Origin of the sequence: Nostoc sp. (assembly GCF_036919595.1) — a bacterium.
In the GTDB taxonomy this organism is placed as follows: Bacteria; Cyanobacteriota; Cyanobacteriia; order Cyanobacteriales; family Nostocaceae; genus Nostoc.
On the sequence record NZ_JBALCO010000038.1, the window covers coordinates 1 to 14,017 of the forward strand.

A 14,017-nucleotide genomic window follows, 5' to 3' on the forward strand; every position below is an offset into this window, starting at 1 on the left:
ACTCTGCGTATTTTTCTGCGCCAGCGTTTTGGTATTGATGTTCTTACTTTTGAACAGCATCCTGTGGCTTAATTCACATAAGGCGTAGTATATAATTATGGATCGTGTCGAATTAAAGCTAGACCATGCCTAAACTAAAGACTCGTAAAGCAGCAGCGAAGCGATTCCGTGCCACCGGCACCGGCAAAATCGTCCGTCGTAAAGCTGGCAAAAACCACCTTTTAGAGCACAAATCTTCAGACAAAAAGCGTAGCATGTCCAAGAGCGGACTTGTACATGAACGCGATGAACTCAACGTGCGCTTGATGCTCCCATATTTGTAAGTATTTCAGGAAATAAGTTATGACACGGGTAAAACGCGGTAATGTAGCTCGGAAGCGCCGCAATAAAATTCTCAAACTAGCTAAAGGTTTTCGCGGTTCCCACTCAACTCTGTTTAGAACTGCCAACCAACAAGTGATGAAGGCTCTACGGAGTGCCTACCGCGATCGCAAAAAGAAAAAGCGCGATTTTCGTCGCCTCTGGATCACCCGCATCAACGCTGCTTCAAGGCAACACGGCTTGAGCTACAGCCAGTTGATCGGTAACTTGAAAAAAGCTGATATCCAACTAAATCGCAAGATGTTGGCGCAATTGGCAGTCCTCGATCCAGCTAGCTTCGGCAAAGTTGCTGAACTAGCAAATCAAGCTAAAGGATAAAGGTGGCAACGGATGTACAACGGATGTAACAGATGGCAAGTAATTACTCGGTTACATCTGGTATTATCCGCCACTATTTTTTGGATATCTTGCTTTTCCATACTGGGGACAGGATTAACTGCATCTGCCGCCGAAATGCCAGAGATTCAGCAGCGGGGCTATTTAACTGTTGCAGTTAAAGATAACTTGCGTCCCTTGGGATTTAAAGATACCAGTGGCAATTTGCAAGGCTTAGAAATTGACTTGGCACAGCGCTTGGCAACTGATTTGGTTGGGAAAGCAAAGGCTGTCAAATTGAAACCTGTAGCGAATCGCGATCGCCTGTCTGTAGTCTTAGATAAGAAAGTTGATTTTGTGATCGCTAGGGTAACAGCAACTGAATCTCGTAGCCGCATAGTTAGTTTCAGTGTTCCCTACTATTTGGATGGCACTGTATTAGTTACAAAAGATGCCTCTGTCCAGCAATTGAGTGATTTGGCAAAACAAAAAATTGCCGTACTGAATAACTCCAGCACGATTGCTAAAGTGCGGTACTATGTGCCAAATGCCGAGTTAGTAGGAGCGAATTCCTATGACGAAGCGCGAGAGGAAATAGAAAGTAATGCCGCCGTAGCCTTTGCCGCAGATGCTAGCGTTCTGAGCGGTTGGGTGCAACAATATCCCCAATATCGGCTACTACCAACTAAGCTGTCAACTGAACCCTTGTCTGTAGTCATGCCCAAGGGATTGCAGTACGATGAGTTAAGACGAAATGTGAATCAAGCGATCGCTCGTTACTTAGCAGAAGGTTGGCTCCAGCAACGCTCTCAATATTGGGGTTTACCTTAAGAGACGCGATTAATCGCGTCTGCCTCATCTCCCTCATGCCCAACAGGCTGATAATAGATTACAGAAGCAACTTTTAATATTTGTATTTGCAGCAATGGATAACAGTCTAGCCGTTGTTTATCTCTCAATTTTGGTGGTTCTACTCACAATTGCGGCCGTGGGTGTTTTTCGCCAGATTTTCAAAACTCGCAAGATTGAAGGCTCGTTTGGAAAATTGCGAAAGAAGTTAGAGAAAGAAAAGGGTACTACTCAAGAATATTATGAGTTAGCCAGTATTTATTCCGAAAAAAAAATGTATTCCCAAGCGATCGCACTGTTTCAAAAAGCTCTGAAAGCTGCCCCAGAAGAGGGAGAAGAAAATATTGCCCCCATTTACAACGGGCTGGGTTATGTTTATTTTATCCAAGAGCAATATGACCTAGCAATTCGTCAGTATAAAGAAGCCCTCAAATCTAAACCAGACTACGTAACAGGGTTGAATAATCTTGGTCACGCTTACGAGAAGAAAAAGTTAACTACTCAGGCGTTACAAACTTATGAAGAAGCACTAAAATTTGCTCCAAATAACTCTATTGCTAAACGTCGTGCTGAATCTTTACGCCGTTTGGTTTCTGCGTAAATTAAGACTTAACAAGAACAGCCCCTTCCGTACTAGCGTTGGAGTAAGATTCAAAGGAGAGAGGAATGGAAGTGAGGTCAGTGTGTATTGTATACAAACTAAAAGTGCTATAGTCTCCAGTCCCCCCAACTATTAGCAAATTAATTTAGCTTTAGCTTGCTTAATTTATCGGGTTTCAGGCTTCGGCTTAGAAATAGATAACTATACGTTTTTTGTAAGAATGTAAAAGATGATTAAGCGGCTAAAGCGTTTTTTGTGGCTAGCTATTCCCATCATTGTCGTCATTTCTATCTCACTTGGATTAATGGGGAAATTAATGGCTCAACAGCCTTCAATTTCCCATCCACTTACTTCGCTAACAGAGGTAGAAATTAGCACAGCTGTTTCGATCATCAAAAGAGAAAAAACTTTGAGCGAAATGGCAGCTTTTCCACTGATCGCTTTACAAGAACCAGATAAAGAAGAAGTTCTTAAATTTACACCTGGTAAAGCTTTTGGGCGAAAAGCTTTTTTGGTAATCTATGAGCGATCGCAAAACAAAACCTTTGAGGGAATTGTTGATCTGACAAGCAAAACCTTAAGTTCTTGGAAAGAAATACCGTCTGTCCAACCTGCGATCGTCAATTCAGAATATGAACTGGCAATTCAGGTAGTCAAAGCCGATCCCCGATGGCAAAAAGCGATGCGAAGGCGGGGAATTACTGATTTCGATCAAGTCAAAATTAGTTCGTGGGCCCCAGGAATCCTGAGTAAACAGGAAGAAGCAACAGGAAATCGTTTTTGTCGGAGCTTATCTTACTACAAGGGTAAAGGCTGGAACTATTACGGTAGTCCGATTGAAGGAGTCGTAGCAACTGTCAATTTGAACACGGGTAAAATCGCCAGTTTTGTTGACAGAGGAAATGTACCTTTCTCTAAGGAAAACTGGAACTATGATGTAAATTCCTTGGGCAAATTACTTTCACCACTTAAAGCATTAAAGATTCTGCAACCAAATGGTGCAAGTTTCCAAAGCAAAGACAATGAAATTAGCTGGCAAGGTTGGAAGTTTCGCTATTTAATGCATCCTCGGAATGGATTAATGCTGTACCAAGTGACGCATAAGTACGGGGAAAATATCCGACCAGTTTTATACCGCGCTAGCCTATCGGAGATGGTAGTACCTTACGGCGATCCTGAGCCTACTTGGTCATTTAGGAATGCCTTTGATGTTGGAGAATACAACCTTGGTTTGCTAGCAAATACGATGGAGTTAAGTAAGGAAATTCCCGAAAACGGCCTGTTACTAAATGCTGTATTTGCTAATGAGCAGGGAGAACCTTATGTAATGCCGGGGGTTATCGGTATCTACGAGCGCGATAACGGAATGCTGTGGAAGCACTATGAGTATAATACTCAGCGCAATGATGTCCGTCGCAGTCGAGAACTAGTGATGACAATGACTGCGGCGATTGACAACTATGATTACAGCATCAATTGGATCTTTCACCAGGATGGGACTTTGGAAGTCCAAAATGAATTAACGGGTATCGTCCTGGGGCAGGGAACGGCTTCTGAAAAGGAATCTGAAGATAATTCCTATGGTCGGCTAATTGCTAAGAATATCTTCGGAGTAAATCACCAGCACTTTTTCAACTACCGCTTAGATTTCGATGTAGATGGTCAAGCTAATTCTGTGATCGAAATGAACGTGAAAGCTTTGCCGATGGATGAGAAAAATCCATTAGGAAATGCGATCGCACTTGTAGAAACCACATTAACAAATGAAACGGCTGCTGTGCGCGATTTGGATCTGAAAAACAGTCGGGAATGGATGATTGTTAGTGCAGATAAGAAAAATCCGCTAGGGGCTGCACCTGGATATATGCTAATGCCTGGTGGAAACTCCATGTTTTTCCCAGTGGAAGGCTCAAAAATCCGTCAAAGGGCAGAATTTGCGACTCACCACGTCTGGGTAACAAAATATAAACCTGCTGAACTTTATGCTGGGGGCGATTATCCCAACCAGACTCAACCAGGACAGGGTTTGCCAAAATATATTGCAGACGATGAGTCCTTGATGAGTGAAGATATCGTGCTGTGGTACACAATGGGCGTAACTCATATTCCGCGATCGGAAGATTGGCCTGTGATGCCTGTTCACCGAGTTGGCTTTAAGCTAGTCCCTAGAGGATTCTTTAGCCGTAATCCAGTGATAAATTTGCCTGAGTAAAATATTCGTTTGCTCAAGTTTCCTTCAGTTTTTTGTCATGTTTAAAGGGAGCAACTTGAATGCTGATAAACTTGTATAGGTCAAATACAGGCACTTGTTAAAGTAGGATATCTAATGAACTTTCCAGAAATTAATATTCCCGGTAATGGCAAGCTGCACGCTCGTTTAATTACTTCCTTGGGTGAAATTGTAGTTCGTTTGGAGGAAGATCGAACCCCCAACACCGTCAAAAATTTTGTCGGTCTAGCAACCGGAACAATCGACTGGAAAGACCCTAAGACAGGTCAATCTCTGAAGGGTACTCCTGCTTACGATGGAATTCGCTTTCATCGAGTCATCCCTGATTTTATGATTCAGTGTGGCGATCCCCTGGCTCGTTATCCGGATATGGCCAACCGGTGGGGTACTGGTGGCCCAGGATATCAATTTGAAGATGAGTTTCATCCTGAATTGAAACACTCTAGTGCCGGTATCCTCTCAATGGCAAATGCCGGACGCGGTACAAATGGTTCGCAATGGTTCATTACAGAAGGGCCAACGCCTCATCTCGACCGCAAACACAGTGTTTTTGGTAAAGTTGTCGAAGGTATGGATATAGTCAACCGCATCGCCAATGTGCCTACGACTAGAGATCGTCCGAATCAAGACGTAGTGTTAGAAAAAGTAGAAATTTTTCGGCAGTAACTAACGCCTCTCTAAGTTGATTTATACTCTCTCGAATGAACAAACTACGCTAATATTATTCCCCTCTTTTTTAAGGGGGGTTAACATCCCGCCCCAAATTGAAAACAAATTTGCCGAAAAATTAAGATTTATTTAACTAAAACAACAGCCATGTTGTTAAAATCATCAGCTAGATTCCAATCAGTAAGCAGGTTTGAGGGATACCTACGCCTATGCACTCCAAATAAAACCCTTACAACTCTTCACTTATTCAGGGCTACAAGTTTTGAGACAATCAGAAACGATTTAATAATAATCAAGCACTTATAGTCCACTCTTATCGGACTCCGTGTTATTTCTGTTGAAAAGGGAGAACACAAACATGAAATTGGCTTACTGGATGTATGCAGGCCCAGCCCACATCGGCACTCTGCGAATCGCTAGTTCTTTTAAAAATGTTCATGCGATCATGCACGCCCCCATTGGCGATGATTACTTTAACGTCATGCGCTCCATGCTATCGCGGGAGAGGGATTTCACTCCGGTGACAACCAGTGTCGTTGACCGCAACGTTTTGGCGCGTGGTTCCCAAGAAAAGGTGGTAGATAACATCGTCCGCAAGGATGCTGAGGAACACCCAGATTTGATTGTGTTAACTCCCACCTGCACCTCCAGCATTTTGCAAGAGGATTTACACAACTTTGTCGAACGGGCACAATTGGAAGCGAAAGGAGACGTAATGCTGGCGGATGTCAACCACTACCGCTATAACGAACTGCAAGCAGCCGATCGCACTTTGGATCAAATTGTCCAATACTACATTGAAAAAGCCCGGAAGCGGGGCGAATTGGCAGAGGGCAAAACTGCAAAGCCCTCGGTTAACATTATCGGTACTACTACCCTTGGTTTCCACAACAATCACGACTGCACCGAACTGAAACGGTTGATGGCTGACTTGGGGATTGAGGTAAATACCTTAATTCCCGAAGGTGCTTCGGTGAATGATTTGAAGAAGATGTCCAGAGCCTGGTTTAACCTGGTGCCTTACCGTGAACTTGGTTTAACCACAGCTCGTTACCTGGAAGAACAATTTGGCACACCTTATATAGACATTACTCCAATGGGTGTAGTGGAAACTGCCCGTTGTATTCGCAAGATTCAGCAGGTAATTAACGCTCAAGGTGCAGAAGTTGACTACGAAGACTTCATCAATGAGCAAACCCTGTATGTATCTCAGGCTGCTTGGTTCTCCCGTTCTATTGACTGTCAAAACTTGACTGGCAAAAAAGCTGTGGTCTTTGGTGACAACACTCACGCCGCCGCCATTACCAAGATTCTGGCGCGAGAAATGGGGATTCATGTTGTTTGGGCTGGAACCTACTGCAAATATGATGCAGACTGGTTCCGCGAACAGGTTAGCGAGTATTGCGATGAAGTGCTAATCTCCGAAGATCATGGTGCAATTGGAGATGCGATCGCTCGTGTCGAACCCTCTGCTATTTTCGGCACCCAAATGGAACGCCACGTTGGTAAACGCTTAGATATTCCCTGTGGCGTAATTGCTGCACCCATCCACGTCCAAAACTTCCCCATTGGTTACAAACCATTTATGGGTTACGAAGGGACGAATCAGATTACAGATTTGATCTACAATTCCTTCACTTTGGGAATGGAAGATCACCTATTAGAAATCTTCGGTGGTCATGATACCAAGGAAGTAATTAGTAGAGGAATTTCTGCCGAATCTGATTTGAATTGGACAAAAGATGGTCAAGCAGAATTGAATAAGATTCCTGGTTTTGTGCGCGGGAAGGTGAAGCGAAATACTGAAAAGTTTGCTCGTGAGCGTGGATTTAAGGAGATTACAACTGAGGTATTGTACGCTGCGAAGGAGTCGGTTGGAGCGTAGATTTGGAGGTTGATTGAGAAGATTAAGGGGTAAGGATTTGTTGAGGATCTTTACCCCTCAATTTTATTCAATAAAAGGCTTGACAAGCAATTTTAGTCTAAGATAATATTAAATTTATTATATAAATTATTATTTTAAATAACCCAATTAAATATGAATCAAGACACAGCGGCATTACTTGCGGCGCTCCTTGATGCTGGCATTAAACACAGTCCTGAGAAAATTGTGCGGATTGCCAAGCAAACTGATGGCAAAATCATATTTTTAGAAGAGGGAAATGCTGAAGCAGGACTTCAACACATATTAGAAGAACATTCTTTAGAGTTTGCAGATCAGGGAATCGAGCCAAACCAGATACCAGATGCAATTATTACCGCAGTAACCCAAGGTAAAATAATTGGTTATCAAGGAAGAAAAAAAACTCGTACTATTTATGAAGTTAATTTTAATGGCAAAACCCAATACATCTGCGTGACTGTGAGCGATAATGGATATATAGTGGGTGCTAATCCTAGAACTTCCTCATAATTCGGTGAAGTGACTATGGCAGAAAAAATCAAACTCATGGCTGATTATGGATGCTACCCAATATGGTGGGCTAGTTCCGATAAAGCTGGAGATATTGATCCAGAGAGAATGCCATTAAGTCAAGAAACTATTAGCCGTTTGGAAAAATGGGCAGAAGTTTATGATGCAAAGTTGAACTGGGAAGATCCTAATTCTTCAGGTTTTCCCAGTTTAGAGGCTAAAAGGGCTTTTGAAGCAGAAGGAATTAGCTTGTGGAAGCGACTGCAAAAAGAACTTGCACCTAACTATGAAGTTTTCTATTTCAGTGAAACATTACGTAAAGTTATAACTGATACTAATGAATTAGACTCTTTGCGTACTATCTGTGCTTAATTGATAGTCCACAAAAAAATTAAGCAATGACAAAAGTTAGTTTATTTCAGTGGGTAGAACTGAAGCAAGATGTTCCTAACAGCCCTGTAAAAGCTGGCAATAGCGGGGTTGTATTGGATCATCTATGCCCTACTAAAACTCAGCAAGAGCCAGGATATATTTTAGAAATCTTTATAGACGGTGAAACTCTAGATGTTGTTTCTGTGCCTATTTCCTGGGTCAACCCTCTACCTGAAACCTGGAGAAGTATTGAACTAATATAAATCTAATGCAGCACCAAGAAATTTAATTGCGATCGCGGTTTCAAAGAAATCAACGCTGAGGTGTTGTATGCTGCGAAGGAAGCTGTCGGGGCTTAGTTTCGGGATTAGCAGATTTTGATATAGGGGCGTTACTTAAACAGAACGCCCTTACTATTATCAATAATCAATAACTGTAAAGATAATCCTCTGGATTGCTGAGGTCATCCACATAGCCGTAATCCATAGATGTATCATAAGCTTCTTCAGGAAAATAGCCTTGGTTATAAGAATTATCAATTTCCTCAGCATCAAAAAATTTTAGTTCTGATAAACACCTATTATCAGGTTTAGATTTATCAGAATGTTTAAATTTTCCATTAGGAACAGAGTTCAAATTTTCTAATATAGCTTTTGCTAAATTTCTGTTATAGCTTTTTGGATCGTTATTAGCAATTTCTTGAATTATTGGAAATGCATATTTAGGCAAGTTGATTAGAGAAAGAGCCTTTAAAGCGTATTGCCTAACCTGTGGTGCAGGGTAAGTTAGATTATCTAATAAAAGACGAATAGCTAAAGCACAGATATTTTTGTAACTATTGGCAAGTTTGTGTATAGCTGAAGCAGCTAATCTTTTCTCGTCATAGGAGCTTTTTCTAGAGAGATATGGAATAAGATAGGAAATTGCTTCTTCTCGATTTGATTCACCTAACTCAAATGGAGTCCATTTAGCCAGTTTATCAGGTTGGTTATTTTCACAAAAAAGTTTTGCAGATGTTTGAAAATCTCTGATAGCTTCTTCCCTTTTTTTTAATTTATAGTAACTCTTTCCTCGACTGTAGTATGCTGCAACCAGATTAGGATTAATCTGTAATGCTTGGTTAAATTCTTTAATTGCTTCTTGATACTCTTCAAAGTGTAAACGAACTCTTCCACGCTGATAATATTGAGTAGCATTATTGGATTTGAGTTGTAAAACTGTACTATCGCCTCCTAATAAATATAGACGAATTTTTTCTAGCTGACGGTTAGCATTTAAATATTTAGAAGTTATACATAACGCCTGCTTTAAATCTTCAACTGCACCATCATAATTGCCTATTTCAGCTTTAGTTATTCCTCTATAGTAGTAAGCATGGGCATTATTATGATTAAGACTTAATGCTTCATTCCAAGCCATTATTGCCCCTTGCTGATCTCCTCGCTGACGACGGTCAACCCCTAAATTAAAATAATTAATAAATGTTTTAATAGCAATATTTTGCTGACAAAAACTCTCTTGTGGAAATTCATCAACTTCTTTTTTATCAACTGAATTTATTGATTCCTCACATTCATCTTCATCTATAAAGTCAAGTGCATCAGAAGGTGAAGGATCATAATATGAATTATCTATAAGCTCTGATAAATCATCACCATAACCGCCACTCAGATAATGAGAACTAATTCCATTGATTCTGCCTTGCATTGCAACATCCTCTAAACTCACACTTAAATCGTATGTTTTAGATCGACGAATGACCTCAGAAAATCTTCGGTTAACACTGCAAGAAATAAGTTAGTCCATCCTGATATATTTACGAAGACTTTATTTAGCAATCTTTAACTCCTGCTCCAAATTTTTCCTTAGATACTTATCGTGGTTTTCTCCTAAATCAGAAACCTAAAATCTCAATGTACCTAGTAGCGGTAAAATTGGATCTGACTCAGAAGTATCTGCTAATTTTACTGATTGAGCCAGTAATTGCATAATTAAGTCTTCTAAAGATAGATTCAGTTTCTCAGCCTGAGCAGTTAATTTACTTTCTAAGTCATCTGGCAACTGTATTGTTAATTTTTTAGCCATTTAATTTACTGTTACTAATCTAGTGAGCACTTATTCAGATTGCACTACTAAAACTCCCTCAAAATACTTAACAGGCAAACCCTTCTCCAGTTCTCCTGGTTGCCAATCATAAGGTTCATAGCTACCCAAATTTGATAAGTCAGTCTCTAGCCATCCAGCATCAGATTCTTCATCTAATTCTTCACTGACTACAGATAACTGAGATTCTTGACGATTCTCCTTTCGCAACTCTAAAAACTCAACAAAATCTAGAACTTCCTGCTGTACATTTTTTGAGAGGTGTTCTAGTTTCTCTAAAATCTTTTCTTTGAGAAAATCCATGCTTGCAGCCACCATATTTGCATAATAGTGTAACTCATAAGTTCTACCCAGAATAATCGGCTTTTATGCAAAAAGCGGTGTATAACCACAAGCCCCTGGTGCGTCTATGAATCCTGACAAAACTGTTCTTGCAAAATGTCACCCCATAGCGATCGCTGCTGCAACCCCTGAGGCGATCGCATTCCTTAACAGAAAAATTTACTGATAAATAAAAATTAATTGCGAATAAATATCACAATACAAAATTATTACTTTGGGGATCTAATAAGCAGAATAACCCACTAGAGTCAGAACCGATGTGTCTCCCATTACTAAGTAAAAAAAGTATCATTAAAGTCTAGCAATCTCTCTTAGAGGAAAAAAGTAGATGCATGTTAATGTTTTAATCTCATTGACTTTCCCTTCGTACGTTTCCCTATGCATCTGCACTATTTACACCCCCAACACCTTGAAGAATTAGTCAAGAGTAGTGGTATAGACTTACACCTAGTGCAACTCAATTTTAGGTCACTCCAAGGCGTAACTGCTTATGAGTACCTATTGATTTCTGAGCTACTCCCCCGCACCAATACTGGAATGGTGAAAAGTGGATGGTTGCAGCGTTACGCTCATATCACTGAAGGTGGTTGGTGGTGTTCCGGGCTAGACCCTTTGAATAATTGGCAAATGATGGAATGGGGATGCTTTAAGCCAAACCAACCCCGACAGAATCACAATGGTAAGTCCATCAAATACGAACATCCTCCCAGCACGCCAACGCGGTTATTTTGTTTGCGGGTGACGCTGCAAGTGTGGCAGCAAGTCGCTGGACGTTACAATCTGGTCATGCCTGACAATATTACCATTACTGCTGATGGTGAAGTTAGAGGCTTTTGGCAATGGGTGATGCAACAGAACATTCCTCTGATTCTCTGCGAGGGTGTGAAGAAAGCAGCCACACTTTTGACGCAAGGATATGCAGCTATTGCCATTCCCGGAATTACCAGTGGTTATCGGGTTGTCAAAGACGAATTTGGTAAAGTTACCCGTCGTCAGCTGATTCCCGACTTAGCAGCGTTTGCAATTACAAAGCGTAGCTTTTATATTTGCTTTGATTTTGAAATTCAACCTAAAAAAATTGCTGCTGTAAATAATGCTATTTCTCAGCTTGGTTGTTTATTCCAGCAAAAAAATTGCCCTGTTAAAGTCATTGAACTTCCAGGAATGGAAAAAGGGGTTGATGAGTTTATCGTTGCTAAAGGTGCAAGTAGTTTCGAGAAAGTTTATCGTCAAAGTGTTGATTTAGAAATTTATCTTGCTCAAACCAAACCCCACACTGAGTTAAGCATTCCTGCTGCACTCACCTTCAACCGTCCTTATATAAGTGAAATACCTTTCCCCACTTCTGGATTAGTAGGAGTCAAATCAGGCAAAGGAACAGGTAAAACTACAGCACTGCAAGCTGTTGTTCAGCAAGCAAAAAGTAGAAATAAACCCGTTTTATTAATCACTCACAGAATTCTACTAGGACGATTTTTGTGTGAGAAAATTGGTATTCAATGGGGAATAGATAAAAATTCTAAATTCCTAACTCCTAACTCCTGTACAGACGCGATTAATCGCGTCTCTCCTCTTAAATCTTTTGGATTGTGTGTTGATTCCATTTGGAAACTTAACCCTGAAAATTGGCAGGGAGCAATAGTAATTCTGGATGAAGTAGAGCAATCTTTGTGGCATCTATTAAATAGTAATACTTGTATACACAAGCGTGTAAAAATATTAAAATTATTTCAGCAACTAATTTCCACAGTTTTAACAACTGGGGGATTAGTAATTGCCCAAGATGCTGATTTATCAGATGTATCACTTGAATATTTACAGGGATTGGCAGGAATAAAATTAACACCTTGGGTAGTTCTCAACCAGTGGAAACCTCAGCATGGTTGGGACGTAACTTTTTATGATTCGCCGAACCCAACACCGCTAATTCACCAACTCGAATTAGATTTACTTGCTGGACGTAAATGTTATGTTACTACCGATAGTCGGGCTGGGCGTTACAGTTGTGAAACAATTGAACGTTATCTGAAAGAGCGGTTAGAAAAATTACGACGGCAATTTCCTAAAACTTTAGTAGTTAGTAGCCACACTACAAACACACCTGGCCACGAAGCAGTTGATTTTATCGCAGCTATCAACCAAAAAATCTCTGAATATGACGGCATTTTTGTTACCCCAAGCCTTGGTACAGGAATTAGTATTGATGTCCAACATTTCGACCGAGTTTATGGCATTTTTCAAGGGGTAATTCCTGACTCGGAAGCAAGACAAGCATTAGCGAGAGTGCGGGATGATATTCCGCGTATTGTCTGGTGCGCTAAACGAGGTATTGGTTTAATTGGTAGTGGTAGTACAAATTATCGCTTGCTATCTGATTGGTATCAGGAAAATCAAAAAGAAAACTTAGCTTTGCTTAGTCCACTACATAAAATAGATGTAGATTTACCTTTAGTTCATGACCCGATTCATTTGCGAACTTGGGCTAAGTTATCTGCACGAGTAAATGCCTCTATCCGCCTCTACCGACAATCGATGCAAGATGGTTTGATTGCTGATGGACATCAAATTCAGATGCGGAGTAATGCTGTTCACAATAATATTATTCGAGATTTACGCCTGGCCTTTTTGGCAACTGATGCTGATGATTTAGCTACCCGTAGAAGATTAATTTTAGAAATTGTCAAAGTTCAAAAAGATTGGGTGCAAAGCCGTCAAAAAGCTAAAGAAATTAAACGTAAAATTAAAGATATTAAGCAGCAAAATCAACTATTGTTAGCAACTGCTGTAGCTAATGCTCAAGATATCGATTATGTAAAATATGAGCAGCTATTAGTGAAGCATTCCCTAACTGATGGAGAACGCAACCAAATTAACAAATATGTTCTCAAACAAAAATATGAGATAGAAGTTACTCCTTGGCTGAAGTTGCAGGATGACCACGGATATTATCCTCAACTGTTAATTCACTATTATTTAACTCACGAAAGCGAGTATTTTCATGTTAAAGATGAGCAAGAATGGTATCAGCAATTATCTTGGGGTGAAGGTAAAGTTTTCCTACCAGATTTAAAAACTTATACGCTCAAAGTTGAGGCGATGAGAGCCTTGGGAATGCTTCAGTTTCTCGAAGCAGAACGAGAATTTACCGAGAGTAATCAAGATTTGATATTGCTGAAGAATATTGTTTTTCAGCATAGTAAGCATATTAAAAGAGCACTTGGTATTAACTTAGTTTGGGAGAAAGAGCAGGTTTCAGCAATAAAAATACTCAGCCGACTGTTAAATTTGTTAGGTTTGAAACTAAAGCGGGTAAATGAGGTTTATCAAATCGACCTGAAAACGCTTTATGATGGCAGAGAGAAAATATTTGCAGTTTGGCATCAACGGGATGAGTTAATGTTGGCTCATGTTAAGAGTGTTGGCTATGAGTTGACTGATTATTCTTCAGACTGGAAGCTTGAAATTATCCAAACCAAGCCTTATGCCGCAGTGGTCAACAAATAATTACAAATTGTGAATATCCTGTAGCTTAATATCTATGTAATAATTTACCTGAAAATAGCTGTAAGTACAATTGCTTTAAAAAATCAAGATTGTGAGACCATATTACAACCTGAACTAATAGAAGTGATCGCTATATTTTACTTAAGTAGAACGGCGTAAATAATTAAAAGTTTGTAGTGTACCCCTTTGGATATTTTGCTAGGCTAACAAAAAAAGGATTGAGTCGCTTACTACAAAC

14 protein-coding genes are annotated in these 14,017 nt (G+C 40.2%); 11 read left to right on the plus strand and 3 right to left on the minus strand.

Annotated features, from left to right (window positions below; all coding sequences use genetic code 11):
- The first annotated feature begins 125 nt into the window (after positions 1-125).
- From rpmI to V7K21_RS04580, 10 genes are all read left to right on the plus strand, one after another.
- Positions 126-323 (plus strand): 50S ribosomal protein L35, encoded by a 198-nt coding sequence (rpmI, locus tag V7K21_RS04535; RefSeq protein ID WP_335083311.1) that lies wholly within the window; start codon positions 126-128, stop codon positions 321-323.
- A gap of 19 nt (positions 324-342) precedes the next feature.
- Positions 343-699, plus strand: coding sequence for a 50S ribosomal protein L20 (gene rplT, locus V7K21_RS04540; RefSeq protein WP_069069781.1), 357 nt, complete (start codon positions 343-345; stop codon positions 697-699).
- Between the two features lie 12 nt (positions 700-711).
- The gene (locus tag V7K21_RS04545; protein WP_335171942.1) at positions 712-1,527 is read left to right on the plus strand and encodes a transporter substrate-binding domain-containing protein; all 816 of its coding nucleotides are present in this window, start codon (positions 712-714) and stop codon (positions 1,525-1,527) included.
- Positions 1,528-1,621: 94 nt separating this feature from the next.
- Positions 1,622-2,146 carry a tetratricopeptide repeat protein gene (locus V7K21_RS04550; protein ID WP_335171944.1) on the plus strand — a complete coding sequence of 175 codons (525 nt, stop codon included), beginning with the start codon at positions 1,622-1,624 and terminating at the stop codon, positions 2,144-2,146.
- Positions 2,147-2,375: 229 nt separating this feature from the next.
- Positions 2,376-4,358 (plus strand): primary-amine oxidase, encoded by a 1,983-nt coding sequence (locus V7K21_RS04555; RefSeq protein WP_335171947.1) that lies wholly within the window; start codon positions 2,376-2,378, stop codon positions 4,356-4,358.
- 114 nt (positions 4,359-4,472) lie between these two features.
- Positions 4,473-5,042, plus strand: a complete 570-nt coding sequence (locus V7K21_RS04560; RefSeq protein ID WP_335171949.1) for a peptidylprolyl isomerase — start codon at positions 4,473-4,475, stop codon at positions 5,040-5,042.
- Between the two features lie 361 nt (positions 5,043-5,403).
- Positions 5,404-6,930 carry a ferredoxin:protochlorophyllide reductase (ATP-dependent) subunit B gene (gene bchB / locus V7K21_RS04565; protein WP_335171952.1) on the plus strand — a complete coding sequence of 509 codons (1,527 nt, stop codon included), beginning with the start codon at positions 5,404-5,406 and terminating at the stop codon, positions 6,928-6,930.
- 153 nt (positions 6,931-7,083) lie between these two features.
- Complete coding sequence (locus tag V7K21_RS04570) at positions 7,084-7,458, plus strand: hypothetical protein (protein WP_335171954.1); 375 nt, start codon at positions 7,084-7,086, stop codon at positions 7,456-7,458.
- A 15-nt stretch (positions 7,459-7,473) separates the two neighbouring features.
- On the plus strand, positions 7,474-7,830 hold the full coding sequence (locus V7K21_RS04575; protein ID WP_335171956.1) for a hypothetical protein: 357 nt from the start codon (positions 7,474-7,476) through the stop codon (positions 7,828-7,830).
- Positions 7,831-7,856: 26 nt separating this feature from the next.
- Entirely contained in the window at positions 7,857-8,093 is a 237-nt protein-coding gene (locus V7K21_RS04580) for a hypothetical protein (protein WP_335171958.1), read from the plus strand.
- A gap of 163 nt (positions 8,094-8,256) precedes the next feature.
- Here the strand turns inward: V7K21_RS04580 and V7K21_RS04585 are convergent, their stop codons facing one another.
- The 3 genes from V7K21_RS04585 to V7K21_RS04595 all read right to left on the minus strand — a co-directional run bounded on the left by V7K21_RS04585 (position 8,257) and on the right by V7K21_RS04595 (position 10,251).
- Entirely contained in the window at positions 8,257-9,537 is a 1,281-nt protein-coding gene (locus tag V7K21_RS04585; protein WP_335171960.1) for a tetratricopeptide repeat protein, read from the minus strand.
- A gap of 195 nt (positions 9,538-9,732) precedes the next feature.
- The gene (locus V7K21_RS04590; protein ID WP_335171963.1) at positions 9,733-9,915 is read right to left on the minus strand and encodes a hypothetical protein; all 183 of its coding nucleotides are present in this window, start codon (positions 9,913-9,915) and stop codon (positions 9,733-9,735) included.
- 30 nt (positions 9,916-9,945) lie between these two features.
- Complete coding sequence (locus V7K21_RS04595; protein ID WP_335171966.1) at positions 9,946-10,251, minus strand: DUF2281 domain-containing protein; 306 nt, start codon at positions 10,249-10,251, stop codon at positions 9,946-9,948.
- Positions 10,252-10,653: 402 nt separating this feature from the next.
- Here V7K21_RS04595 and V7K21_RS04600 point away from each other — a divergent pair, with 402 nt between their 5' ends.
- Complete coding sequence (locus tag V7K21_RS04600; RefSeq protein ID WP_335171968.1) at positions 10,654-13,779, plus strand: plasmid replication protein, CyRepA1 family; 3,126 nt, start codon at positions 10,654-10,656, stop codon at positions 13,777-13,779.
- Positions 13,780-14,017 lie beyond the last annotated feature (238 nt).

Bases quoted from the DNA above. Each gene is read 5' to 3' on its own strand.
- rpmI (WP_335083311.1), top strand. From the start codon at position 126: ATGCCTAAACTAAAGACTCGTAAAGCAGCAGCGAAGCGATTCCGTGCC.
- rplT (WP_069069781.1), top strand. From the start codon at position 343: ATGACACGGGTAAAACGCGGTAATGTAGCTCGGAAGCGCCGCAATAAA.
- V7K21_RS04545 (WP_335171942.1), top strand. From the start codon at position 712: ATGTACAACGGATGTAACAGATGGCAAGTAATTACTCGGTTACATCTG.
- V7K21_RS04550 (WP_335171944.1), top strand. From the start codon at position 1,622: ATGGATAACAGTCTAGCCGTTGTTTATCTCTCAATTTTGGTGGTTCTA.
- V7K21_RS04555 (WP_335171947.1), top strand. From the start codon at position 2,376: ATGATTAAGCGGCTAAAGCGTTTTTTGTGGCTAGCTATTCCCATCATT.
- V7K21_RS04560 (WP_335171949.1), top strand. From the start codon at position 4,473: ATGAACTTTCCAGAAATTAATATTCCCGGTAATGGCAAGCTGCACGCT.
- bchB (WP_335171952.1), top strand. From the start codon at position 5,404: ATGAAATTGGCTTACTGGATGTATGCAGGCCCAGCCCACATCGGCACT.
- V7K21_RS04570 (WP_335171954.1), top strand. From the start codon at position 7,084: ATGAATCAAGACACAGCGGCATTACTTGCGGCGCTCCTTGATGCTGGC.
- V7K21_RS04575 (WP_335171956.1), top strand. From the start codon at position 7,474: ATGGCAGAAAAAATCAAACTCATGGCTGATTATGGATGCTACCCAATA.
- V7K21_RS04580 (WP_335171958.1), top strand. From the start codon at position 7,857: ATGACAAAAGTTAGTTTATTTCAGTGGGTAGAACTGAAGCAAGATGTT.
- V7K21_RS04585 (WP_335171960.1), bottom strand. From the start codon at position 9,537: ATGCAAGGCAGAATCAATGGAATTAGTTCTCATTATCTGAGTGGCGGT.
- V7K21_RS04590 (WP_335171963.1), bottom strand. From the start codon at position 9,915: ATGGCTAAAAAATTAACAATACAGTTGCCAGATGACTTAGAAAGTAAA.
- V7K21_RS04595 (WP_335171966.1), bottom strand. From the start codon at position 10,251: ATGGTGGCTGCAAGCATGGATTTTCTCAAAGAAAAGATTTTAGAGAAA.
- V7K21_RS04600 (WP_335171968.1), top strand. From the start codon at position 10,654: ATGCATCTGCACTATTTACACCCCCAACACCTTGAAGAATTAGTCAAG.